This window comes from Pseudomonas sp. CROZ-RG-20F-R04-15, assembly GCF_022662375.1.
Taxonomy (GTDB): Bacteria; Pseudomonadota; Gammaproteobacteria; order Pseudomonadales; family Pseudomonadaceae; genus Aquipseudomonas.
The window spans coordinates 14,076-37,984 of the sequence record NZ_JAKNQL010000013.1; the positions used below are offsets into that span (position 1 = coordinate 14,076).

Consider the following 23,909-nt stretch of genomic DNA (forward strand, 5'->3'; position numbering starts at 1 on the left):
ACGAGAAACGGGCGGTCACTGACCGCCCGCCGATGCGGCAAGCACGGTGTCAGCGACCACTGCGACGCAGGGCCGAGGTGCTGAAATCCTTCAGGTTCGCCTGAATGCCGAATTGCGCGCGTTTCTCTTCGTTTTCCAGCCCCGAGACGATGTAGCGACGGGCCTGCAAATCGTAGGAAACGTCGCTGATGTGAATCGCCGAGAGCACGTCGTAACGCTGCAGGCTGTGAGCTTCCTGGACACGCCACAGTTCGCCGCGACCGTCGTACAGATCAGCGGCCAAAATGCCCCAGCTGTCTTCGTCGATGTAGAACACACGCTTGCCGTAGATGTGACGCTGACCGGGTTTCAACGTGGCTTCGACCACCCAGACACGGTGCGGCTCGTAGCGGATCAGATCCTGATTGAGGTGATCGGGCTGAATGATGTCGCTGTACTTGAGCGCGTGCGCGGCGAGTTTGTAGGTGTTGTAGGGCACCAGCATTTGCTGCTTGCCGAGCAGTTTCCAGTCGTAGCGATCCGGCGCGCCGTTGAACATGTCGATCATGTCGTTGGTGCGCAGGCCTTCAGAGGTCGCCACCGGCGAGTCGTAGGAAATCTCCGGAGCACGCAACACGCGGCGCTGGCCGGGGTTGTAGGTCCAGGCCAGACGCTGCTCGCTGGTCTGGTCGATGGGTTCGTGCACCAGGTTCTGGCTGCCGGCGACGCTTTCCGGCGAAGTCACTTTGCCGAGGTAGTAATACAGGCGATTGGGTTCGGGATTGCCCATCGCCGAGGCCATGGCGACCGTGACGTCACGGCGCACCGGGGTGAACTTGCCATTGGCTTGCACAACCATTTCGGTCGGATAGTAGTGGTAGCCGCCGGCGCGGTAACGCACGACGTGGTTGTAGATCGCTTCCAGGCCGGTTTTCGGGATCGGAAACGGCACGCTGGTGCTCTGGTAATCGAGCAAGCCGTTGCCATTGCCGGCCAGCGAAACGGTCGCCGCTTCCTTGCGGATTTGCGCGTACTCGCTGCCTGGCAATGCGGCACTGCGGTGGCTTGGATATACGAGCATCTTGTAGGTCGGGTATTTCTGCAGCATGGCTTGATAGCCCGGCGTCAGTTCAGCTTTGTATTGCGCCATGTTGGCAGCGGTAATGGTGTACAGCGGTTGTTCGCTGGCATACGGGTCGATGTAGTCTTTCGACGAATCGAAACCGGCCGGAGCGCTGGTCAGGCCACCGGTCCAGGCGGGAATCTTGCCATCGGCGCTGGCTGCTTTTTCCGCGCCCACGGGCGTCAGGTCGCTGCCCAGACGGGCGATTTCCTTGGCGTCCAGCGCCGCGAAGGCTTGCACACTGGCGGTGCTGATCAGTGCTGCGAGCAATGAAAGGCAGAGTATTTTTTTGTGGTTCATGGCGAGATCTCTTGAACTAGAAGCCCATCCGCAGGCTTAAGGAAATGAAGTCCTTGTCGGTTGGAGCGAAAGGGGTGTTGCCACTGCCGGACCAGGACAGTTCGGCGGAGTAATCCTGCAGATAGTCGGCGCGCAGGCCGACGGAGCCGAGCAAGCGGTCTTCGACGAAGTTACCGTCGTACGACCAGCCCTTGACGTCCTGCCCGAACGCCACGAACGGCGCCAGGTTGACCCCGGCAAACACCCCCGGATAGTTGAGTTGCGCGCGCAGGCGATAGCCCCAGGAGAACTGACTGGTGTAGCCGTCGCTGGAGCAGCCGTATTTCTTGTACGCCTGCACGGTCACGCCGCCCGTGCAACCGGCGGCGCTGCCGGACGCCAGGTCGCTGCCGTAGATTTCGGTCTTGTTGTAGCGACGCTCGGACAGGTCCGGCAGGTCGTGCATGTATTTCATTGCCGCTTCGCCCATCAGGTTCAGGCTGTCGGCGCCGAGCACTTGCGGGATCGATTTGATGAAACCGAGGGACAACTGGGAAATCTTCAAGCGGTCGTAGCCGTTGTACACCGAACCTGGTGCGGCGCTGAGGGCATCGTTGCCCAGCGTCAACGGCTGGCCGATGGCGGCACCGGTCAATGCAGCATTGCCGGCGAAGGCTGGAATCAGGTCACCCGTGGCCAGTTGCACCGGTTGGTTGGGCCGGAAACTGTATTCGCCAAACACCGAGGTGCCCCAGACGTTGCTGGAAAAACTCAGACCGAAAATACGAATGTCTTCCGGGAAGTCGGCGAAGTAACTGGCGTTGCGTGCCGCGTTACCCGGTGCCAGATTCGGATCGCGCCAACCGGCGCCAGTCGGGCCATACAGATCGGTAGTAATGCTCGCGTAAGGCGTGCGCGAGTGAAGGTTCATCGCGTAGGCACCGAACTCAGTGCCGATGCTGTCGGCAAAGTAGCGCAGCGACAGACCGAACTGCCCGCTGTCACCAGGTTCGTTGTCCGGCCCGCGATTGATGTATTGGCCGGCGGCGTAGGAGGCCGGGTCATTGGCACCGGCACGCGGTACGCCATAGCAACCGTCGGTGATGTAGTCGTTACTGGAAAAATACGTGCCGCAGCCTTCCAGCACCGAGGCTTTCCACTGCAATTGGTAGAAAGCTTCCAGGCTCAGGCTGTCGGTCAGGCCGAGGTTGCCATAGAGCATCGGCACCGGCACCAGTGCTTCCTTGAGTTGCGAACCGGCGCGGCGCAGGGCAGTGGTGTCGACCGGGTTGACCGCGTTGATGCCGTTCTGGAAGAACAGGCCTTCGCCCCAGTTCACCACCTGATTGCCCAGGCGCGCATTGAGCGGATGGTCAGCGATGTCGAAGTCGCCGAACACGTAGGCATCAAGTAGCGCCACGCCCTGGAACTTGGCCAGATCATTGAAATGGCTGTCGCTCAACGTGTCGTTGGCCTGGTAACCGTTGGCCGAGTGCCCGAAATCGACGTTGTGGTGATTGAGGGTGTAGTCGTACCAGGTTTTGCCGCGAATGAAGGCACCGTAATTTTGCCACTTGAGTTCCACTTCACCGAGCACAGTGACGGGTGAGGACACCAGATCACCCTTGCGCCAGTTCAAACGGCTATCGTCGACGTTGCGCGCACTGTTGGGGTTGAACTGCCCGGCGTGGCCACGGCCGATGCTGTCGGCGTTGGCCTGGTTGATGAAATTGCCATTGGGATTCTCGGCGCTCCAGACCGAACCGATGCTGATACTGCCGTTGGCCCGGCCACTGATCTCTCCCCATTCAAACTCGCCGGCGTGCACGGTCTGCATGACGGCCAGCGACAACGGAGTGAGGGCTAAAGCGGTGCGCACGAGTGAGGTGCGGCGTTTGACTGGGGTCATGAAATGCCCTCCTGATTATTATTGTTGGAGGCTTGGAACAAGCTGAGGCAGATCATGAATAGCGGGGCGGCGGAAAACCGTGCATTTCACGCCAGCGATTTACCAAATGGCGTCAATCGCTTTGTGGGGGCTCACCCCATCGAGGTTAAACGCGTGGGGTCTGTTGTTTCAGCCACTGTCGTGGGCTGACACCAAACCAGCGTTGGAACGCGCGGCTGAAGGCGCTCTGATTGGCATACCCGAGCACGTCGGTCAGTTGCATCAGGCTCATGTCCGATTCTTCGAGGTAGCGCACGGTCATGGCTTGGCGGGTCTCGTCAAGCAACGTCTGAAACGAAGTGCCTTGCTCGGCGAGATGGCGTTGCAATGAGCGCGGGCTCATGCTCATGAAGTCGGCGATACAGTCGACGGTCACGCGGCCACTGGGCAGGAAGCTTCGCAGCAGACGCTGAACATCGTTCGGCAACGGGGTGGTGTTGTGCTGACTCGACATGGCATCGAGCTGATGTTGCATCAAACGGTACAGCGCCGGGTCAGCGTCGGTCAGGGGAATGTCCAGCCAGCGCGCATCGAATAGCCAGGCATCGAACGCGCTGTTGAAGCGTGGTGCAACGCCCAGCAGACGGCGATAACGTGCCGCGCTGGCCGCCGGCGCATGTTGAAACGTCGCCGCCATCGGCTGCCAGCGTGAACCGAGCAAGGTGCGCATCAACTGATGTCCGACGCCCATCACCAGTTCGCTGACATGCCGGCTGCCGGGCAGATTCTGCGCTTCAGTGGCGTAGTAAAGGTGTGCCAGGCCATCGGCCCTATGCACGCGCACATCGCCGTAATTGTCATGGACGTGGAAGTAGCGGCTGAGATCGGCCAATGCGTCGCCCACGTTGTTGGCATTGCGCACCAGATACAACAGCGAACCGAAGATGCCGACGCCTTGATACAAACCGAATTCCAGGCCAAACAGCGGGTTGGCACTGGCGTTGCCCGCCAGTTCCAGTACCCGCGCGAAGCGGTGAAAGGCAATCAGCGCATCCGGGTCGTCCAGCACATTCCTCGGCAGACCGGCTTCGCGCAGCAATTCAACGGGATTGAGCTGCAAGCTGCGGGCGAATTCGTTGAATCCATGGAGTGATGACGCACGGGTGAGGTAACTCATGAGGGTTGTACAGCCTTGATAGGGGCCGCGCATGCACGGCCCGGGTACAGGTGAATCAGAAACGCCAGGTCACGCCGCCGCCAACGATATGCAGTGCACTGTTGGGGTAACTGCCGGACAACGTCTGGCCATTGCGTTTGGTTTGCTGCACGTCCATGTCGCCGAGCCAGACCAGGGTGTAGTTGAGGTTGATGTCGGTGTCTTCGGCCAGTTTGTAGCTCAGGCCGGTCGCCAGCCGCCAGCTCTCGTTCATCGGGTTGTCGACGGTGCGATCCTTGTCCTTGACGGCTGAGCTGTCATAGCCGATGCCCATGTTCCAGCGCAGTTTCGGGCTGATCTGGTTTTGCGCACCGAACGACAGGTGCCAGGTGTCCTGATACTTGCGATCCACCGAACGCGACACATTCCCGGCGGCGGAGTCCACCGACACGCCGACGTCGGCAAAGTCACTCCAGTCCTGCCAGTTCACCGAACTGAGCAGGGTCCATTGCTCATTCAACTGATGGGTGATGCTGAACGTCGCGGTCTGCGGAATGTTCATGTCGATTTCCAGTTGATCGACATCCAGCCGCGACAGCGCCAGATTCAGCAGGGGATTGCGCACGCCATGCACCGACGGCGAGTCCTTGAATTCCAGTTTGACCTTGCTGGTGTAAGCGAATCCCAGCGTGGTGCGCGGATCGAGCTGATAGCGCAAGCCGAGATTGATCCCCACGCCCGTGTCCGTGTCCTTGTATTGCAACTTGCCGTCTTGCTGGAACGGCTGGCCCGGAAGGAAGGCGTTATTGTCGATGGCCATTTTGTCGTAGAAATAGCCATAGACCAGGCGCGGACCGATGCCCATCGACAGGTCATCGGTGATCTTGTAGGCGAAGGTCGGCTGCATCGAGATGCCGATCAACGTCGATTCCTGGCTGAAATAGCGCCCGGCCCAGTCATCGTCATATTTCACGCTCAGGCCGAAGTTGCCGTACATACCGAAACCGATACTGGCGCGGTCATTGACCTCATGACTGATAAAAAAACTGCTGCCCGGCAACACTGGCAGCGGGTTGCCGCCTTCGTTGCCGGAGAAGTCATTGTCGCTGTCACGATCAAAACCCAGCCCACCGAGCACTGCCTGACCGGTCAGCGTGACCTGCGTCCCCTTGAGCGCGGCAATGCCCGCCGGGTTGCTCATCAGCACGCTCGGGTCGGTGGCCAGCGCCGCCGAACCTGCGTTGGCCAGACCTGCGCCTTCCTGACCTGCTTCATACAACTGAATGCCGCCTGCCAGGGCCTGACCCGTAGTGCCGGCCAATGCAAGAATGATCAGTGAGTAAGTGGATCTCATCCGGAACTTCCTTATCAATAGGGACGTGCATCAGTTTTAGTAGTGAATTGGCCCGGGCACCAGTGGCGGAGGCGTCCAATCACCTTTGATCAACGCATCGGACGGGCCATAGGCACGAAGGGTCAGGGCGAACTCCTGCTCGGGAGCAGGCAGCCAGTTGCCGACTTTGTCTTCGGTCGGGCGCTGATGCTGGATGTACAGGGTCAGAGAACCGTCAGCGTTGTACTTCAAATCCTTGTTCTTGGTACCGGTGGAGTAACGCTTGATCTCGTTGGCGGCAAAGAAGTGCAGCTTGTCGTACAGGGTCAGCGACCAGAAGCCGGACACGGGTGGTGTTTGCCCGGCCGGGAAGGTCAGGGTGTAACTGCGTGTACCGTTCAGGCGCTGACCGTCGCCATCCTCTTCGCGGAAAATGTAGGTGGTTTCCTTGACGTTATTCTCGAAGATGTTCGACTTGGCGATGGCCAGACGCGTCAGGTAATCGGTGCCAAACGCTGCATTGTTGAACGGGCGGTTCCAGCCATTGGCGGTGCGTACGCCGTTGTGGCCGAGATAGAACAACGGATCGACGAGGTCCTTTTCGCTTTGCTGCGCGGTGTCCTGCAAGACCTTGGCGACCGCAGGATCGGCTTCACCGGCTGCAATCAAGGCGCGGAACTGCGCATACAACGACTGTTCACCGGCAAGCGGCGGTACTTCGGCCAGCACACGCTTCAACTGCAGGAAAAAACGTTCGGGCGTGACCCACTTCATTTCGCCCGGAGGCTGATCGGTGGCGTTTTTTGGCATCGGCAGTTTCGGCAGATTTTTCCAGTCGATGGTCTTGACCTTGCCATCGAACGCCGACAGCGGGTACATGGCGATTTGATTGAGCAGAGGCTGAATGGCTTCACGGTCCTCAGCCGTGTCGGCCATGAATACCCGTGGTATGACCACACCGGTATTGGTTGGCGAGCGCAGGATCGCCTGAACCCCATCGGGTTTTTCGCCTTTCCAGTCAGGGCCGACAATCAGATAGAACCCCGGCTTGCTGGCATGGATTTTCGCCACTTGAGCGAAGCTGTCGGTGCGTTGATCGGCCAGTTCATACATCCAGAATCGCTCGCCGAAGTCCGGCACTTGCAGGATCACCGGACTTCTATCCAGCGCCAGAGCGCCGAATCCGTAGACCACGTCCTGGTTCGGGTGCGCCACGATGCGTACGTTCGGGTCGATGTAGTCAGACAGCATCGCCAATTGATTGACCGGTGCCACCGGAGTCGGGCCGAGCAGGCCAATCGTCGGCACCTGCTCATACATCATGCGGCGGGTTTGCAGGTTGACCATTGGCCAGCCCCAGGCATAAGCCATTTGCGCGACCGCGTGGGCGTAGCCGGGAGTCATCACCGTGTTGGCCACCGGACCTGGAAACATGGCTGCTTCGTCGGCGTGAGCGGCGGGCAGGGCGATCAGCAAACTGCTGATCGCCAACGCAGCCAGTGTCAGTCGCGAGGGTAACGTGGACTTATTCAACGGCTTCCACCTGTGGCAACTCGTACTTGCCCTCAAGCACTTCACCCTTTGGCTGATACAACCGCAGGATCATGTAGAACGGGCCCTTGGGCGCCGGCAACCAGTTGGCGGCGAACTCGCCCTCAGGCTTGTCGGCTTGCAACGGCACGTCGAATGAACCGTCGGTACGCATCTTCAAACCCTGAGTGTCGGTGCCGAGTTTGTAGCGGCCAATCGGGTTGTCCACGAGCATTTTGTCGGCGGCGTTGTAAACGGTCAGCGACCAGAACGCATCGACCGGCGGCGCACTCTTGAAGTGCAACACGTAGTGTTTGTCACCACTGAGCTGCTGGCCTTTCGAGTCGGTGGAGCGCAGCGGGTACATCGCTTCCTTCTCGCCCTGACCACCCAGATACGGACCGCTGACCAGCGCTCGCAACGGGTAGTTGGTGCCGAAACTGTCCAGGCCCTTGGCCCAGGCCCAGCCATTGCGTTGACTGGCGCTGCTCACCAGCGAAGACACCGCGACCTTCGGGCCATCGGCCAAAGCACGCACCAGACCGGCCTTTTGCGGCGGTGACAAATGCGAGGGATCGAAGCCCTTGGCGGTGAGGCCGAAGCGCGAGAATTGCGCAAACAACGCCTCATCCCGCGCCGGCACCGGGTTTTCCTTGATCGCCGCCGCCAGTTCACGGAAGAAATCCAGGCCGTCGTCAGTGGCGGCGGGCAAGGCCGGCAGGGTTACGCTTTTCGCCTGATAGTTGCGGTTGTCGCGCTGGGACAGCGGACGCAAGGTGAATTGCACCTGCAAGGCGTGCAGCGGTTTCAGGTCCTCGCCTTCATTGACGCGCAAGCGGCCCCACAACCACACGTTGCGGGTCGACACATCCAGACGCTTGAGACCGGCCGGCAGCGTGCCTTTCCAGCCCGGTGGCACCAGCACGTAATCGCCGGCGGCGGTGCCGGTGGTGCGGCGGCCGATGTAATGTTCCAGTTCCTGCCACATGTTGAACACATCGACCACGTAATAACGGTCGGCGGTGTCCGGTACGTGCAGCACGTAAGGCTCGTCCAGTTGCACGACAGAACTCAGGTACAGGGTATCGTTGTTGGCCGTCGGCATATCCTTTGCCGCCGGGGAGGCGAGGGCTTTCGCCCAGCCTAGTTGATTGAGTGGCGCGCGATAGCTGGTGTCGGGACGCGGGTTCGGCACGTCGGTGTAGTCGCGAGTCACCCGTTCCATGCGCACCAGCGGATAACCCCAGATGTAGGCGTTGATACCGCTGGCATAGGCGTCCGCCTCAAGCCCGGCACCAATGTTTTCCTGGCTGGTCGGCATGTTCAGCAGGGCGTCTGGCTGGGCCTGGGCGAACGCGGCTGAACCGCAGAACCCGCTGCTCAGCACTGCGGCGGCAAGGGCACAGCGTAACCAAGGTGTTTGTTTCGACATGCGTATTCTCCCAGGCGCCCGGCACCTCACCGGTTGGGGAGTGTGCGGGGCGCCTGCGTTGTCAGTAAAAATCAGGAGTGCAGCAGCGGGCTTTTCAGTTCGCCATCGACGCCATGCCGATGCCGCCCGCGCCTTTCTGCGACGGCGGGAAGTCCTGCATGCTCTTGGCGAAGGCCTGCATGTACGGCGCAATGATCGGGATGATCCAGCTGCGCTGTTGCTGCCAGCGGAAGTGATCGCCCGCTTCAGGTGAGCGCTCGTAAGGATCGACCTTGATGTCGATGACCAGCCCGCCGGGAATCTCCTTGGCCGCTTCCATCCATTTGTCTTTGATCGCGGTGTGGATTTTCCACTGATCGACGCGCACGGCGTTCATATGGGTTTCGCCAAAGAAGAAAAACTCGTGGCGATTGGACTTGCCGTCAGGCTTGGTCAGCATGTTGAGCTGGTTGTAGCCGTCGAGGTGATTTTTGAAGGTTTTGCCATCGACGTCGAGGCCGGTCAACAGCTTCTCTTTGACGTCGCTCTGGCCAACGGCTGCCATCAAGGTCGGCACCCAGTCTTCGGATGTCATGAACTCGCCGGTCCAGGTGTTCGGTTTGATGTTGCCCGGCCAGCGCACCAGCATCGGCACGCGGAAACCGCCGTCCCAGGTCAGGCCTTTTTCACCGCGGAAGGACGCTGCGCCCGAGTCCGGCCAGTGCGACAGGTTCACGCCGTTATCGGAGGTGAACAGCACAATGGTGTTCTTCGCCAGCCCCTGATCGTCGAGAGTCTTGAGCAGTTTGCCGACCAGAGAGTCGAGCTGCATGATCGCGTCGGTGTATTCGGTGTGGCCGCTTTTGCCCAGCCACTCGTCACTGACATGGATTTTCTGGTGCATGCGCGACGGGTTGTACCAAAGGAAAAACGGCTTGTCGGCGGCTTTCTGTTTCTTGATCCAGTCGATCGACAGGTCGGTGAACTGGTCATCCACTGACTTCATACGCTCGATGGTCAGTGGCCCTTCATCGGTGATTTTTTGTTTGCCGACCCGACCCCAGCGTGGATCGACCGTGGCGTCATCGGTCGTGGTGGCGACTGAATGGATCATGTTGCGCGGAATGCCGGGGAAATTCGGGTCTTTGGGGAAATTGGTCATTTCTGCGATTTCCATCACATTCAAGTGATAGAGAAAACCGAAGAATTCGTCGAAACCGTGCGCGGTTGGCAGGTATTCATTGCGATCGCCAATGTGCGACTTGCCGAACATGCCTGTGGCGTAACCCTGAGCCTTGAGCAATTGCGCGAGGGTGACGTCGCTGTCCTGAATGCCGACCTTGGCGCCGGGCTGACCCACGGCCGTCAAACCGGTACGGATCGGATACTGACCGGTGATAAACGCCGCGCGCCCGGCGGTGCAGCTCGGTTGCGCGTAGTAATCGGAGACCATCATGCCTTCCTGGGCAATGCGGTCGATGCTCGGCGTGGTCACAGCGCCGAGGCCACGGTTGTAAGCCGAGACGTCCATCGGCGCCATGTCGTCGACCATGATCACGACGATGTTGGGTTTTTCGGCAGCCTGGGTGACGCCCATGGCCGCGAGGCTCAGGCCGATCCCCAGAAGGGCAGTTTTCAACGGGTGCATAGTGAATTCCTGTTCATGCGGGATCGGTAAACCTGAGCCAGTCTGGTTCAGGTTTTGCCATTGCGCAAAAAGTGGAGCGACGTTAAGGACGCTGAAGCTTTCCATGTCGGGCATGCCCGACATAGAACGCCGGACGGGTGCCGGGGAACATCCAGAACGGCGTCATTTCCGAAGACGGGAACACGTTCGGGAAGCGTGGATCACGGCGCGAAGGCCCGGCCACCGTGGCTTCCTGAACCATGGAAATGTATTGGTCGACGGCGTTTTCCAGGGTGTTGCCGTTGATGATGACTTCGGTGCCGATCATCTTCGCGTAGTCCGCCACGCCGCTGGCGGTGGACAGCAACGGCGCGTAGGCATCGACACTGACGCCGTTTTCGCTGGTCACCCACAGGCCTTCATCGGTATGGACGACGATCGAATGGTTGCCTTCGGTGTGCCCCGGCGTGTGCATCAGCGCGACGCCGTCGCCGAGCATGATCGAGCCGTCGAAGCCGATCACCTTGCTCTCGGGAATGCCGACAATGCCGCCCGGGCAATACCAGTCGGCCTGGTACGGGTTTAGATCTTTGGCCGATTCCCACTCGCGCCAGTGCACCAGCAGCTTGGCGTTGGGCAGCAGCCCCGGCGTTTTGTCGGTGCCCAGCCAGCGACGCACGTCCTGGGTGTGCAGGTGATCGTAGGTGATGTAATCGACGTCTTCGGGGCGCAGGCCGATGCGTTCGAGTATTTGCGGCACGCTGCTTTGACGCTTGATGATCAATTTGGTCAACCAGGCAGCGGTGCGATCCTGCAAGCGGCGAAAGAACGGCGTCTCGATGTTGCGTTCGTGATCGGACGGTGACACCAGCAAGGTCTTGAGGCCGTCCGGTGTGTCGAACTGCACCACGAACAGGCGATTCTGAATGTGCATGTACTCGACGAAACGCTCGCGGGAAAACGCATTGCGCAGACCGTAGCGCACGGGGTAGGGCACGGTGATCAGGTCGAACGATTCGAAATAGCGGACCTTGGGACCGTTGAGCATGTGCTGGCGAAACTGTTGCGCGGCGATCCGCGTGTCTTCGACACGGGCCTGCTGGCCGGCAGCGGCGCGCGAGTCGTCGAAGTGAGGAATGGATTCAAATGCACTCATGTCGGAGCGTCCTGTGAGTGAAAGGGATCAGCGCAGCGCTGCCGAGGGGTGTTTGGCACGAAAACTCCTGGCCAGATTGCGATCGACGATCCAGCGTTGCAGCGTGCTGCATTTGCGCGCCACGGCGCGGATCACTTTGGCTTTGAAGCCAGGCGTGATCATGAATTGCCGGCGCTGGATGCCGCGCAAAATGCCGGCCACCGCTTGATCGACGGTCAACACGCCCGCCACCGCATTGAGTTGACGGGTGACGTCACTGCCATGCTCGCGCTCGTAGTCGAGCAGTGGTGTCTGGATTTCACCGGGGCAGACCACTGACACATCGATGCCTTGCAGTTTTTGCTCGGCGCGCAACACCTCGGCGAGCCCCACCACACCAAACTTTGACGCGGCATACGCGGCCTGGGTGTAACTGCCGACAATTCCGGCCAGCGATGCCATGAACACCAGATGCCCCTGCGGCGCCATGTGCTTGAGGGCACTGGCGGCGAAGTTGCGGCTGCCGATCAGGTTGACGTTGATCACTTGCACGAACGTCTCGAAAGGCAATTCGGTAAACACCGCGTTGCGCATCAGGCCGGCGCAGTTGAACGCCAGATCCGCCGGGCCTTGATGAAGATGAGCAAGCCCCATGGCACTGTCCATGCCCTGCGGATCCGTGACGTCGGCGGGGTAGAAAAACACCGATTGGCCGTGGGCCACGCAGGCCTGTTTGAGTTCGGCGAGCAGTTCGTCGCGCATCTGTAAATCGAAAATCGCCACGCTGCCGCCCTGAGCGATCAGCGCTTTGGCGAACCCAAGGCCAATGCCGCTGCCACCGCCGGAAAGGTAGGTGACGCGGGGACGTCGATGGTTCCAGTTCGTCATGACGAAACCTGCAGGTAGATTCAGTGGCGATAAATTATCTTTTCGCGCCGCAGATCACTTGATGTTTGGCGAACGGAATTTGATTTATTGCGAACAATTGCAAAGGGAGCCGCCACTCAGTGCGCTTGCGCGCTGACATTGCAACTGGCCCGAAGTGTTCTAGTCTCAGCGCACTGACGGAAATTCGGCATCGGGAGAAACCGTGATGGAAGATAAGCCGCTGATTGCCTTCAACAGCTCCAGAGCCCTGCTGGATGTGCTGATCCGCGCCGGGCTGATTGCGACGCTGGTGCTGTTCTGCTTCGACATATTCCATCCGTTCCTCAACGTGATGTTGTGGGCACTGATCCTTGCCATCACCTTGTACCCACTGAATCAGAAACTCGGCGAGAAGCTCGGTAATCGCTACGGTTGGGCGGCAATCATTCTGGTGCTGCTCGGGCTGGTGATTCTGCTGGTGCCGCTCAGCCTGCTCGGGGCTTCCGTTGCTGATTCGGTCAAAGTCGGCATGCACACGATGGAGGCGGGCCAATTCGAAATCCCGCCACCACCGGCCAGCGTCGAGAACTGGCCGCTGATCGGCGCGCCGCTTTTCGGCATCTGGCAGCACGCCTCGCAGGATTTGAGTTGGGCTTTCAAGGAACTGGCGCCGCACCTGACCAGTTGGGGCAAGGTGCTGCTGCATCAGGCCGCCGGCGTCGGCGCCGGAATTGTGGTGTTTGTCGTGGCGCTGATCGTGGCGGGGCTGATCATGACCCACGGTGAAGGCGGCCACCGCACGGCCGTGGCGATTACCACGCGGATTTCCGGGCCGGTGCGCGGTCCGCAAATAGCGGAACTGTGTACCGCGACTATTCGTGCCGTGGCGCAGGGTGTGGTCGGCATCGCCTTCATTCAAATGCTGTTGATCGGTGTGGCGCTGGTGATCATGGGGATTCCCGCTGCCGGCATTCTGGCCTTGATGGTGTTGTTGCTGGGCATCATGCAATTGCCGGTGTTGCTGATCACGGTGCCCGTGGTGATTTACGTTTTTGCCCAGGATGGCGTCAGTGCTGGCACGATCATTTTTACCGTGTGGATGATCATCGCCGGGCTCTCCGACAACGTCCTCAAACCGATGCTGCTGGGGCGCGGAGTGGCGGTGCCGATGCCCGTGGTGTTGATTGGCGCGCTGGGCGGCATGGTCACCAGTGGCATTATCGGCTTGTTTACCGGGCCGGTGATTCTCGCCGTGGGTTATGAGCTGTTCATCGGTTGGGTCTATCAGCCGGCGGATGTCAGCCACTTGGCCGAGCAAACGCCCGAGCAGGCGCAGCTTGACAATCCACGTTGAAAAACTGATCCATTAGTGACTTTTTCAAGCAAGGATTGTTCAGATGTTCCTGTTACGCAGCGGTGCCATCGACGGTTTCAGTGCCCTTGTGACCGAGCTGGGGCAAAACCCGGTGAATCTGCTGCGTGATCACGGCATGGTCGTGGCGCAACTGCGCCAACCCAACAGCTATCTGTCGTACGAAAAAACCGCCAATCTGCTTGATCTCACCGCACGGCAATGTGCCGAACCGCTGTTCGGCCTGCGCCTGGCTTCACGCCAGAGCCTGCTGGCGATCGGTGATGTCGCGCTGTCAGGCAGCCGGCAGCCTACCGTCGGTGATGCCTTGAACTTCGCCCGTCAGTACCTGTATTTGCACGCCAGTGGTTTGCACCTTGAACTGGGCAAGCGCGGTGAGCGGGCCGAAGTGAAACTGCGCTTCGACTTCACCAACCCGCAGGGTCTGCAGCATTTGAGTCAGCTCAGCGCCGCGCAATTGTTCAATGCCGTGAGAATTCTCACCGCTGCCGACAGCCCGCAGATCCGCCTGCACCTGCAACAGGCTGCATCGAAAAGTCCCGGCTGGCAGGCCATCAATATTTACGGCAAGGTTCGCTTCGACAGCAGCTTCGACGGCGTCAGTTTTCCCCTCGAATACCTCAAACGCGCGCCGTCCGCCAACGAAGAACTGATGCGCGAGCATTGGGCCAACCGTATGCAGCAACTCAAGACCCAGTACCCCGACAACCTCCAGGCGCAGGTTTGCCACCTGATCGGCAGCTTGCTGAACAGTGGCGAATGCAACATCGAGGCAGTCAGCAACTCGCTCGGCCTGCAACCCCGGGTGCTGCAAAAGCGCCTGAAAGCCGAGAGCAGCAGTTTCAGTCAGTTGTTGCAGGAAACCCGGCTCGACATCGCTCGGCAAAACCTGCTGCGCGAGCGCACCAGCATCACCGATCTGGCGCTGAATCTGGGCTATGCCGATGTTTCGGTATTCAGTCGTCACTTCAAGCAATGGACCGGCGTTTCTCCGCGAAACTGGCGAGCGCAACATCTGTCGACTGCACAAATCTGACAACCGTTCATCGCTCAACTACGCTGGCTTACGTATCCCTCACTGACACTTGGGCGTAAGGAAACAGGCGCATGCGAAGCAGGCTGCTGGCGGTTTGGATAGTGGTGTTTGCGGCGCTCTGGAGCGGGCCCGGCTGGGCGGCCGATGACGCGGCAAAATCGGCGGATGAAGCGGTAGAACTGAAGGTCGCCAACCGTAGCATCATGCTGTTTCGCGCGACCATTCTGGGTGAGGCTCCGGCCTCGCGGGTCAAACGGGCGAAAATGGTCATCAGCGAAGCGCTGGACGAAGACGCGGCGCTGAACATCAGCACGGATTCGATCCAGAACAGCTACATGGTGCTGATCGGTGACAAGCGCGCCTTCATCGTTGCGCCCAAGGACATCGACAGCCTCGAATACTCTTCGGTGCAACAGGCCGCCGAAGGCGCAGCGGAAAAACTGCGCCAGGTGGTCACCGAAACCCGTGAGGCGCGCAACCTGCAGATGATCCTGCGTTCACTGGGGCTGGCCGCTGTGGCCACGCTGATTTACGTTGCGCTGCTGTGGTGTCTGGCGTATCTGCGCCGCAAATTGCTGGCCAAACTTCCCGCGCTGATGGATCGCCACACCCAGGCGCTGAAGGTCGGGCGGGTACAACTGATTGACTCCAACTTCCTTTATCCGATGGTCAGCCGTTTGCTGTTGTTGCTGCGCTGGCTGGTGATTTTGCTGCTGACCTATGAATGGCTGGGCTTTGTCCTGTCGCGCTTTCCCTATACGCGGCCGTGGGGCGAAAGCCTCAATAACTACCTGTTCGAGCTGGCCGGTTATCTGTTGCAAGGCATCGTCGGGGCGATTCCCGGACTGGGCGTGGCGCTGGCGATTTTCTTTATTGCCCGTGGCGTCACCGCGTTCACCCGGCGGATCCTGCGGCGCATGGCCACCCCGGGCACCTTTAGCTGGCTCAATCACGAAACCCTGCAACCGACCCAACGCCTGACTGCGCTGGCGATCTGGCTGTTTGCCCTGGCCATGGCCTATCCGTATCTGCCCGGCGCCGGCACCGATGCCTTCAAGGGTTTGTCGGTGCTGATCGGCCTGATGATTTCCCTCGGCGCGACCAGTGTGGTCGGGCAGGCGGCGGCCGGCTTGATCCTCACCTACACGCGCACCTTGCGCCCCGGCGAGTTTGTGAAAATCGGCGAGTACGAAGGCACGGTCACCGAACTGGGCATGTTCACCACGCGGATTCGCACCGGTCTGGGGGAAGTGCTGACGCTGCCCAATTCGATGATCACCGGCACCGTCACCAAAAACTATTCGCGCACCGTGCAAGGCCCTGGTTATGTCGTCGATACGGTGGTGACCATCGGCTACGACACGCCATGGCGTCAGGTCGAGGCGATGTTGCTGGAAGCGGCAAAACGCACGCCGGGCGTTCTCGAAGACCCGCCGGCGCAGGTGTTCCAGACCGCGCTATCGGATTTCTATCCCGAATACCGACTGGTCGCGCAGGCCATTCCGAGCCAGCCGCGCCCGCGCGCGGTGTTGCTGAGCATGCTCCACGCCAATATTCAGGACGTGTTCAACGAGTACGGCGTGCAGATCATGTCGCCGCACTATCTGGGCGATCCGCAACAAGAAAAGTGGGTGCCGAGGGACAAGTGGTACACCGCGCCTGCGCAAGAACCGAAGGATCAGTGACCGCCGCTCAAAGGGAGTTCGCCCCATGCTCGAATTTATCCTTCACGCCTTGCGCACCGACCCGGAAATCGCCGTGTTTCTGGCGATTGCCCTCGGCGTATTTATCGGCCGGATTCGTATCGGCAGTTTTCACCTCGGCTCGGTGGCCGGCGCGCTGCTGATGGGTTTGCTGATCGGCCAGATCGGTCTGGAAGTACCGGCGGGCCTGAAGTCGGTGTTTTTCGTGATGTTCATCTACGCCGTCGGCTTCAAGAGCGGGCCGGAATTTTTCGGCAGCCTCAATCGCGGCACGCTGAAACTGGTGGTGCTTTCGGTGGTGCTGTGTGCCACGGCACTGGGGGCGATTCTGCTGATGTACTCGGTGTTCGATTTCGATGCCGGGTTCACCGCTGGCCTCGGCGCCGGTGCGTTGACCGACACGGCGATCATGGGCACCGCGACCAGCGCGATCAATCAACTGACAATCGATGCCGCAGCCAAGGCGCAACTCAACAGCCACATGGCGATTGCTTATGCGATTACCTATCTGTTCGGCACCATCGGCTTGATCGTGTTTGTCGGCAGCATCGCGCCGAAACTGCTCGGCGTGAACCTGCGCGAATCGGCGCGGGAACTGGAGCTGGAACTGGGTATCGCCAAGGAAGAGGAGGCGATCACCGTGCCCTATACGCGCATGGTGGTGCGCGCGCATCAGGTCGCGGAAAACGGCCAGGCCGCCGGGTTGCGCATCACCGATCTGGAAAAACCCCACGAATCGCTGACCGTCGAGCGGGTGATGCGCGCCGGCAAAGTCATCGAGCGCGATGAAGAGTTGGTGCTGATGGCGGGTGACATCATCGGCGTCTACGCCTTGCGCGATGCGGTGGGCAACCTCAGTCACTGGGTCGGGCCGGAGATCGATCATCTCGAAGCCCTGTCGTTTCCGACCCGCCAGGTAGACATCGTCCTGACCTCGGCGGAGTTCGCCGGCAAAACCATCCATCAAGCCAAATCGCGTTTGGCCAGCGACCGGCGCCTGGGCTGCTTCGTCAACAACATCAGCCGTCAGGGCTACGACTTGCCGTTGCTGCCCAATACCGTGCTGCGGCGCGGCGATGTGATCTCGCTGACCGGGCGCACCGCCAGTGTCGAAGCCATGGCCAAACGCTTGGGGCGCATTCGCAAGAACAACTACAAAAGCGATATCGCCATGCACACTCTGGGCATGGTGCTCGGTTCGTTGCTGGGGTTGTTGTCGACCCACATTGGCATGATCCCGGTGGAGCTGGGAATCGGCGGCGGGGTGCTGGTCGCCGCGCTGGTGATTGGCTGGTACAACTCGCGCCACCCGGAAATCGGCGCGTTGCCGCCAGCGGCGCAATGGGCGTTTTCCGAATTCGGCTTGACCGCGTTTGGCGCGGTGGTCGGTTTGCTCGCCGGGCCAGCAGCCTTTGCCGCGATGAAGGAGCAAGGCCTGGCGCTGTTGCTGTCCGGCGCGGTGGTGACGATTCTGCCGCCACTGGTGGCGTTGTACTTCGGCCGCTATGTGCTGCGCCTGCACCCGATGATTCTGTTTGGCGCGCTGGCCGGGGCGCAGACGGAAGCGGCGTCGATGAACAAGATCATCGAGCAGTCGGGGAGCAACACGCCGGTGATCGGCTTCACGGTGTGCTATGCGATTTCCAACGTCTTGCTCGCGGTGTGCGGGCCGATCATCATCTTCGTCGTCGCCGGTTAGGCTCGCTTGTCAGAAGCCACTCTCGCGCATCAATACCGCGAGCACATGGGTCGCGCCGTCCGCGAGCAGGCTACGCCGCTCGCCGTCGATTTTCAGATGGCCACGGGTTTCGCGCAGGCTCGGCAATGGCTCATCCAGCTGAATCAGCACCTGAAACAACGCACTGCTCGGAATCAATGAATGTTCGGCATTGGTGGTCGGCACAGGTCCACCGAAGCGTGATGACAGCATGCGGTGCGACAACTGACTGGCGCGGGTGCTGCCGACCTGCACCACGCGACCGCTGAGTGGCGTGGTCTGGCCATCCGGATAAAAGCGCACGCGATCGCCGGTGGCCATGCGATGCACCTGATCCTGCGCAACATACGCGTCGACCTGCCAGCTGCGCGGGTCAATCAGCATGCCCAGCGATTCCTGACGACCGACCCATTGCCCCGGTTTCCAGTCGGGATTGACGTCCAGCCACACCCCGGCAAACGGCGTTTGCAGGTTCAGCCGGGCGATTTCCGAGCGCGCGGCGCGGGCTTCTTCGAACTGCACGTTGAGGCGTTGGCGGGTCACGGCGTCTTCAGCCAAGCCGCCGGGGTCGGCGATCAGCCCCGAGAGTCGCGCTTCGTAACTGCGCGCATTGGCTTCGCTGGATTGCAGGCGTGAGGCGATGTCCGGCTCATCGAGGGTAATCAGGGTTTCCCCGGCCTTGACCGCGCCGTCCGGGTGAATCGATTGCAGGCGCGCCGGGTAGGGCGCGTACACGCGCAGTTGATGCTCGGCGCGAGCCACGCCGACTGCATCGATCTGCGTGCGCCAAGGCATCGCCAGCCCGACGAGAACCGCTAGTAACACCGCGTAAAACGCCAGTTTGCGGCGACCGGGAATCGCCGCCCGATTTTTCCACCAGTGGCCCAGCTCACGCATCACGGGCAGGGCGATAAACCACGACAGTTCGACCATGAACAGGAAAATCCCCAGAACCTTGAAGAAAAACAGATAGACCGCGAGCGCGATCCCCAGAAACAGCACCAGCCGATAAATCCAGGTGATGATCGCGAAGGTCACCAGCAAACGCCGCTGACCGGTCGGGAAGGTTTCCGGCCAGTCTTCCTGCAGACCGAGCAGATTGCGCCGCAACGTCACTCGTGCGAGTGCCGAGGCGCGTTCGTGCAGGTTGGGAAAGTCCAGCAGGTCGGAAAGAATGAAGTAACCATCGAAACGCATGAACGGACTGGCATTCAGCGCCAGTGACAGCAACCAACTGGTGGTCGCCAGATACAGCAACGCATTGCGCAACGCGCCCGGATCGCACAACGCCCAGCCCAGCGTCGACAGCCCGGCCAGCGACAGTTCGGTGACGATGCCGGCCGAGGCAATGGCCAGTCGTTGTCGCGAACGACTGAGTTTCCAGCTCTCGCCGGTGTCGGTGTAGAGCATCGGCCACATCACCACAAACGCGATGCCCATGTGCCCGACGCGCAACCCCAGGCGCGTGGCGACCAAGGCGTGTCCGAGTTCATGCAGGGTTTTTGCGACGATCAGCGCCAAGGCGAAGCTGAACAGGCCTTCGGTGGAAAACGACTCGACCACGGCGCTGGTGAACACGTCCCACTGCTGCAACACCAGAATGATCCCGAGCAGGCTCAGGCTCAGCACGATAATCCCGGTGAGTGGATGAAACACCCAGCCCAGCGCTCGCGCCAACACCTGCAACGGCTGTTGCGGGCGCAGCAACGGAATGCGGAAAAACAGGTAATGGTGCAGCCACCAGCGCCAGGTCAGCCAACTGCCTTGCTCGCTTTTATCCTTCAAACGTTCCAGCGCAGCGGGGCCGGCGCGCAGCAATTGATGCTGTTCGAGAAACTGACGGAAATCGAGGACTTGCTCGACATCCGGTTTCAGCGCTGTGTTGTCGGCAATCTGTTCGCTGATCGTGCGTGGCGACTGACCCCAGCGCAGCAGGCACTCGAATTCCAGCCAGCCGATACGGTAGAACCGGTTGATCACCGTGTCTTGAATCACCCACGCCGGTTCGCCGTTGCTGCCATGGGCCGCTTCGCTCAGGCGCAAGTCTTCACGCAGCGGCGGGACGGGCAGGTCGGCCGGGTCGAGCATCACCAGCCACTCCACGCACGCAGTGTCGCCAAGGGGCGGCGCAGCAGGTAATAACCGAGCATCACCCGCCCGCCGTAAATCTTCGCCGTGCCGTGCAGGCCGAGGCGCGCGTGCTCCGGGGCACCCTCGATGCTGGCGAGCAAACGGTAGGCGACCACACCTTCATCGCTGGGCCGCGCCTGATAACTGGTTTCCAGAATCTGGCCCTTGAGCGGGGTCAGTGGGTATGCCGTGAGGAACAGCGTCACTTCAGCGCCCGGCTCCAGCGCAATGGCATCGGCCACGGCGAGTTGAATGAGCATGGCCGGTTGCGACGGGTCGGCCACTTGCATGATGCGCTCGCCGGTGACGACCGGTTTGCCCAGCCAGTCGTTGGGATCGCTGAACACCGCGACGCCGCCCCGTGGCGACAGCACTTGCGTGCGCTTGAGTTGCGCCTGCACCGCTGCCAGTTCGGCCCGGCGTTGCTGCGCGCGGCCGGCGAGCAGGGTCAGTTCGCTTTTGCTTTGCGGGTTGTCGAAAGCGCGCTGGCTGGCCGCCTGCAATTCGGCATCGGCGACCGCAACTTCCTTGCCGAGCACTTCGGCGCGGCTGCGCAGGGTGGTTTCATCCAGCGAAAACAACGCTGTGCCGGCCTCGACCGGTTGATTGGGCCGAACCTGAATCTTCTCGATCACGCCATCGATCGGCGAACTGATGATCTGCGCCTGGCGCGAGACGATTTCTGTCGGCGCCAGTGCCGTTTGCCGCACGGGCAATAACAGCAGGGCACCAAGCACAAGCGCCGCGAGCAGCAGTTGCTTGCGATTGGGTCGCCAGCGACTGAAACGCTTGCGCCGAGTCAGCGCCGACCAGCAATACGCCCAGGTCGTGACCAGGCCTTTGAGGTGTTGCCACAACACGGCCGGCGGTTCCTGCTCCAGTAACAGGATCAGCAGGCCCAAGCGCTGATTGTCGCGATCCTGCAGCGGTATGCACCACAGCCCCGACGGCCACCATTCGTTCCAGCCTTCGGCAATGTCCGCTGGTGGCGCGGCGTTTTCCTGAGCGATCCACACCGGCTCTGCGTCGGGCACTTGCGCCGCGACCCAGCGACTGGCGCGGCGCAGCCAGACCAGATACGGCGAATCCTCGCTGGGCCGCGACAGGCCGGAGACGTTGAGCAGTTCCAGCGACGATTCACGCTGGGCAAACACCAGCGCCTGATGAAATGGCAGCAACGGGTACAAGTCGTTGGCCATGCTGAACGCCAGACTGTTCAGCGAGTCGGCGGCCATGGCTTTATCCCGCAATGCATCGAGTTCGAGCAGCAGGTGAGGGTGGGGCAGCGATTCGTTCATGGTCATGGGCGAGCGACTTGTTCGAACTGCGCCGTGCCGCTCATGCCGGCCATCAGGTCCGGGTATTTGTTGTTGAGTTGGGCTTCCAGTTCAACGGTCTGTGCCACCGCATCGACCCGCGAGTTGATGGCGCTGACATGGGCCGGGTAGGTCTTGCCGGTTTCGTGGATGCTGACTTGCAGCGGCAAGCCGGGTTTGAGGTCTTTGAGCAAATTCGAAGGCACGTTCAGGCGCACTTTCAACGCACCGTCGCTGACCAGATCGAATAGTGGCGTGCCGGCCGACACGGTCTGGTAAGGCTTGACGTAAACCTTGGCCACCCGCCCGGAAAACGGCGCGAGCACTTGGCAGTAGCTGCTTTGCGCCGCGCCCATGGCCCGCGCGCCGTCAGCCTTTTGCACTTCGGTGTTGGCCATCGACACTTCGATATCGCCGACCGCGTTGAGCTGACGCAATTGCTGTTTCGCTTGCAGGTTCTGTTTGGCCATGGCCAGTTCCGCTGCGGCGACTTTCGAGCGCGCTTCGGCTTCATTGCAGTTGAAACGGGCGAGCAATTCGGATTTGGCGACCTGTTCGCCGAACCCGGCTTTCAGTTCACCGAGGGTGCCGGCCATCTGGCTGGAGAGGGTGGTTTCCAGTTCGGCGGCGAGCAACACACGAATCGCACTGGCACTTTCCAGAGCGGGGGCCGAAGGGCTGTCTTCGGCGTGGACGGGCAGGATCAGACTGGCCAACAGCAGAGCCCCGATACGGGACTCAAGGGCGATTTTGCGCATTCGGCATTCCTTGCGAAGAAGCGAGCAGACGTTGTTGTTCTTGTTCATTCAAGGTGCGCTGGATTTCCCGGGCGAGGGTCTTGATGTCGTGTTGCGAGATTTCTTTCGGCAATACGTCGAGGCCGACCGAGTTGTACATCCGCCCCCACGCAGCCTGAGCGCTGGAAAACGCCGCCTCACGTTGATAACGCGACAGCAAATAACGGCCTTCGGAGCGGATCACTTCCAGCTCCGAGCCCAGCGCGCCGGTTTTCGCCGCTTGCGCGTAATCGAGCAGGCTGCGGTCGACGCGCAGGCTGTCTTCGGCGAACTCGACTTCCTGCCGCGCCAGTTGATAGCGCAGGGTGCCGACCCGCACTTGCGTGAGAATCGCCATCGACAGCGCCACGCGGCGGGTGTCGTCGGTTTCGCCCTGGGATTTCTCTGCGGCGTTCAGCGACGGCAATTGCAGCAGACGAATCAGGTTCATCGACACTTGCAGGCCGGTGCTCATCCAGTCGTTGTTGTAGAGGTATTTGTTGGAGTCGTACTTGTAGCCGAAATCGACACTGACGTTCGGCCACAACTGCGCCTTGGCGATCTCCAGATCCTTTTGATTGACGCGTTTGCGGTACCACTCTTCCATGATTTCCGGGCGGTTCTCCAGCGACAACTGTTCCAGCCGCGCCATGCTCTGACGGACTTCCGGCAGCGGCGGGTCGGGCATGTCGGCGAGAATCATTTTCGAGCCCGGCGGCAGCGACATCAGTGCCGACAGTTCAGCCTGGGCGAATTCCAGATCCTGACGGCGCACGGTCAGCAGGTAGATCGAGTCGAGCAGCGCACGCTGATAAGCGAGGATTTCCTGACGCGGCAGCAAACCACGGGTTTCGGCTTCGCGGGCCGAGGTCAGCGCGGTGTGGGTGCGCATCAGCAGTTTGTCGACTTCCGGCATCAGTCGCTGGGCACCGAGCGCCCGCCAGTAAGCGTTGCGCACGTCTTGCAGGACGTTTTGCGCGACTTTGCGCCGGCGCTCTTCGGCCATGAGAATCTGGTCGGACTTCTGTTGCGTACGGTAATAAGCGACGCCGAAATCCAGCAGGCTCCAGCTCAAACCGAGGCCGTAGACTTCGCGATAGCGTTCTTCCGAGGTGGAGGGGCGCAAGCTGACCTGACGGTCTTCGATGCCGATCGAGGTGCCACCGGAGTCGTTGTCGCGCCCGGCGTAACCGGCCGACGCGACCAGACGCGGCAGCATTTCATGGCTGGAGACGTCGCGCAGGTCGGAGGCCAGCGCGCTTTCCATCAGTTTGAGGCGGTAGTCGAGGTTGTATTTCAGCGCCCGTGCGGCGGCCTCATAAAAGGTAATCGGCGCGCTGACCGGCTCCTGACCGGAATACATGCGTGACTGGTCGGCAATGATCCGTTGGCGGTTTTCTTCATCGGTGGAGGGTTTTGGCTCCGTTGATGAGCAAGCACTGAGCAACAGTGCAGAAGCGATGGCGGTACTGAGAAGCCGGGTCGCGTGTAGGCGCATGTTCATTCCTTTGCATTCTTCGAATTTTTCTTC

Annotated in this window: 17 protein-coding genes; 4 read left to right on the forward strand and 13 right to left on the reverse strand. The window is 60.7% G+C overall.

Annotated features, from left to right (window positions below; genetic code table 11):
* Window positions 1-49 precede the first annotated feature (49 nt).
* From L8H52_RS19300 to L8H52_RS19340, 9 genes are all read right to left on the reverse strand, one after another.
* On the reverse strand, window positions 50-1,402 hold the full coding sequence (locus tag L8H52_RS19300) for a DUF1329 domain-containing protein (protein ID WP_242208377.1): 1,353 nt from the start codon (window positions 1,400-1,402) through the stop codon (window positions 50-52).
* Window positions 1,403-1,418: 16 nt separating this feature from the next.
* Window positions 1,419-3,290: a DUF1302 domain-containing protein gene (locus tag L8H52_RS19305; RefSeq protein WP_242208376.1), complete on the reverse strand. Its 1,872-nt coding sequence runs from the start codon at window positions 3,288-3,290 to the stop codon at window positions 1,419-1,421.
* A 145-nt stretch (window positions 3,291-3,435) separates the two neighbouring features.
* Window positions 3,436-4,446, reverse strand: a complete 1,011-nt coding sequence (locus tag L8H52_RS19310; protein WP_242208375.1) for an AraC family transcriptional regulator — start codon at window positions 4,444-4,446, stop codon at window positions 3,436-3,438.
* Between the two features lie 55 nt (window positions 4,447-4,501).
* Window positions 4,502-5,779 carry an OmpP1/FadL family transporter gene (locus L8H52_RS19315; RefSeq protein ID WP_242208374.1) on the reverse strand — a complete coding sequence of 426 codons (1,278 nt, stop codon included), beginning with the start codon at window positions 5,777-5,779 and terminating at the stop codon, window positions 4,502-4,504.
* A gap of 36 nt (window positions 5,780-5,815) precedes the next feature.
* The gene (locus L8H52_RS19320) at window positions 5,816-7,291 is read right to left on the reverse strand and encodes a DUF1214 domain-containing protein (RefSeq protein WP_242208373.1); all 1,476 of its coding nucleotides are present in this window, start codon (window positions 7,289-7,291) and stop codon (window positions 5,816-5,818) included.
* On the reverse strand, window positions 7,284-8,720 hold the full coding sequence (locus tag L8H52_RS19325; protein ID WP_242208372.1) for a DUF1254 domain-containing protein: 1,437 nt from the start codon (window positions 8,718-8,720) through the stop codon (window positions 7,284-7,286). Before L8H52_RS19325 ends, L8H52_RS19320 begins: the two co-directional genes overlap by 8 nt.
* A 94-nt stretch (window positions 8,721-8,814) precedes the next feature.
* Window positions 8,815-10,347 (reverse strand): arylsulfatase, encoded by a 1,533-nt coding sequence (locus L8H52_RS19330; protein WP_242208371.1) that lies wholly within the window; start codon window positions 10,345-10,347, stop codon window positions 8,815-8,817.
* 82 nt (window positions 10,348-10,429) lie between these two features.
* Window positions 10,430-11,482, reverse strand: a complete 1,053-nt coding sequence (locus L8H52_RS19335; protein WP_242208370.1) for a hypothetical protein — start codon at window positions 11,480-11,482, stop codon at window positions 10,430-10,432.
* Between the two features lie 27 nt (window positions 11,483-11,509).
* Window positions 11,510-12,349 carry an SDR family NAD(P)-dependent oxidoreductase gene (locus tag L8H52_RS19340; protein ID WP_242208369.1) on the reverse strand — a complete coding sequence of 280 codons (840 nt, stop codon included), beginning with the start codon at window positions 12,347-12,349 and terminating at the stop codon, window positions 11,510-11,512.
* A 205-nt stretch (window positions 12,350-12,554) separates the two neighbouring features.
* Here L8H52_RS19340 and L8H52_RS19345 point away from each other — a divergent pair, with 205 nt between their 5' ends.
* The 4 genes from L8H52_RS19345 (at window position 12,555) to aspT (ending at window position 18,138) form a co-directional block, all read left to right on the forward strand.
* Window positions 12,555-13,682, forward strand: coding sequence for an AI-2E family transporter (locus L8H52_RS19345; RefSeq protein ID WP_242208368.1), 1,128 nt, complete (start codon window positions 12,555-12,557; stop codon window positions 13,680-13,682).
* A gap of 43 nt (window positions 13,683-13,725) precedes the next feature.
* Window positions 13,726-14,736: an AraC family transcriptional regulator gene (locus L8H52_RS19350; RefSeq protein WP_242208367.1), complete on the forward strand. Its 1,011-nt coding sequence runs from the start codon at window positions 13,726-13,728 to the stop codon at window positions 14,734-14,736.
* 71 nt (window positions 14,737-14,807) lie between these two features.
* Complete coding sequence (locus L8H52_RS19355) at window positions 14,808-16,421, forward strand: mechanosensitive ion channel domain-containing protein (RefSeq protein ID WP_242208366.1); 1,614 nt, start codon at window positions 14,808-14,810, stop codon at window positions 16,419-16,421.
* 25 nt (window positions 16,422-16,446) lie between these two features.
* A complete protein-coding gene (aspT, locus tag L8H52_RS19360) occupies window positions 16,447-18,138 on the forward strand; it encodes an aspartate-alanine antiporter (protein WP_242208365.1) in 1,692 nt (563 codons plus the stop codon).
* 9 nt (window positions 18,139-18,147) lie between these two features.
* On the opposite strand, the gene L8H52_RS19365 is transcribed toward aspT, so the two are convergent.
* The 4 genes from L8H52_RS19365 to L8H52_RS19380 are packed head-to-tail and all read right to left on the reverse strand — an operon-like array spanning window position 18,148 to window position 23,876.
* Window positions 18,148-20,244 carry an HlyD family efflux transporter periplasmic adaptor subunit gene (locus L8H52_RS19365; protein ID WP_242208364.1) on the reverse strand — a complete coding sequence of 699 codons (2,097 nt, stop codon included), beginning with the start codon at window positions 20,242-20,244 and terminating at the stop codon, window positions 18,148-18,150.
* Window positions 20,244-21,590: an HlyD family secretion protein gene (locus tag L8H52_RS19370; protein ID WP_242208363.1), complete on the reverse strand. Its 1,347-nt coding sequence runs from the start codon at window positions 21,588-21,590 to the stop codon at window positions 20,244-20,246. The genes L8H52_RS19365 and L8H52_RS19370 overlap by 1 nt, the downstream gene beginning before the upstream one ends.
* Window positions 21,587-22,360, reverse strand: a complete 774-nt coding sequence (locus tag L8H52_RS19375) for an efflux RND transporter periplasmic adaptor subunit (RefSeq protein WP_242208362.1) — start codon at window positions 22,358-22,360, stop codon at window positions 21,587-21,589. The genes L8H52_RS19370 and L8H52_RS19375 overlap by 4 nt, the downstream gene beginning before the upstream one ends.
* Entirely contained in the window at window positions 22,341-23,876 is a 1,536-nt protein-coding gene (locus tag L8H52_RS19380; protein WP_242208361.1) for a TolC family protein, read from the reverse strand. The genes L8H52_RS19375 and L8H52_RS19380 overlap by 20 nt, the downstream gene beginning before the upstream one ends.
* Window positions 23,877-23,909: the final 33 nt, after the last annotated feature.

What these genes read in the sequence shown, in the direction of transcription:
- L8H52_RS19300 (WP_242208377.1), bottom strand. Translation starts at nt 1,402, where the DNA reads ATGAACCACAAAAAAATACTCTGCCTTTCATTGCTCGCAGCACTGATC.
- L8H52_RS19305 (WP_242208376.1), bottom strand. Translation starts at nt 3,290, where the DNA reads ATGACCCCAGTCAAACGCCGCACCTCACTCGTGCGCACCGCTTTAGCC.
- L8H52_RS19310 (WP_242208375.1), bottom strand. Translation starts at nt 4,446, where the DNA reads ATGAGTTACCTCACCCGTGCGTCATCACTCCATGGATTCAACGAATTC.
- L8H52_RS19315 (WP_242208374.1), bottom strand. Translation starts at nt 5,779, where the DNA reads ATGAGATCCACTTACTCACTGATCATTCTTGCATTGGCCGGCACTACG.
- L8H52_RS19325 (WP_242208372.1), bottom strand. Translation starts at nt 8,720, where the DNA reads ATGTCGAAACAAACACCTTGGTTACGCTGTGCCCTTGCCGCCGCAGTG.
- L8H52_RS19330 (WP_242208371.1), bottom strand. Translation starts at nt 10,347, where the DNA reads ATGCACCCGTTGAAAACTGCCCTTCTGGGGATCGGCCTGAGCCTCGCG.
- L8H52_RS19335 (WP_242208370.1), bottom strand. Translation starts at nt 11,482, where the DNA reads ATGAGTGCATTTGAATCCATTCCTCACTTCGACGACTCGCGCGCCGCT.
- L8H52_RS19340 (WP_242208369.1), bottom strand. Translation starts at nt 12,349, where the DNA reads ATGACGAACTGGAACCATCGACGTCCCCGCGTCACCTACCTTTCCGGC.
- L8H52_RS19345 (WP_242208368.1), top strand. Translation starts at nt 12,555, where the DNA reads ATGGAAGATAAGCCGCTGATTGCCTTCAACAGCTCCAGAGCCCTGCTG.
- L8H52_RS19350 (WP_242208367.1), top strand. Translation starts at nt 13,726, where the DNA reads ATGTTCCTGTTACGCAGCGGTGCCATCGACGGTTTCAGTGCCCTTGTG.
- L8H52_RS19355 (WP_242208366.1), top strand. Translation starts at nt 14,808, where the DNA reads ATGCGAAGCAGGCTGCTGGCGGTTTGGATAGTGGTGTTTGCGGCGCTC.
- aspT (WP_242208365.1), top strand. Translation starts at nt 16,447, where the DNA reads ATGCTCGAATTTATCCTTCACGCCTTGCGCACCGACCCGGAAATCGCC.
- L8H52_RS19365 (WP_242208364.1), bottom strand. Translation starts at nt 20,244, where the DNA reads ATGCTCGACCCGGCCGACCTGCCCGTCCCGCCGCTGCGTGAAGACTTG.
- L8H52_RS19370 (WP_242208363.1), bottom strand. Translation starts at nt 21,590, where the DNA reads ATGACCATGAACGAATCGCTGCCCCACCCTCACCTGCTGCTCGAACTC.
- L8H52_RS19375 (WP_242208362.1), bottom strand. Translation starts at nt 22,360, where the DNA reads ATGCGCAAAATCGCCCTTGAGTCCCGTATCGGGGCTCTGCTGTTGGCC.
- L8H52_RS19380 (WP_242208361.1), bottom strand. Translation starts at nt 23,876, where the DNA reads ATGCGCCTACACGCGACCCGGCTTCTCAGTACCGCCATCGCTTCTGCA.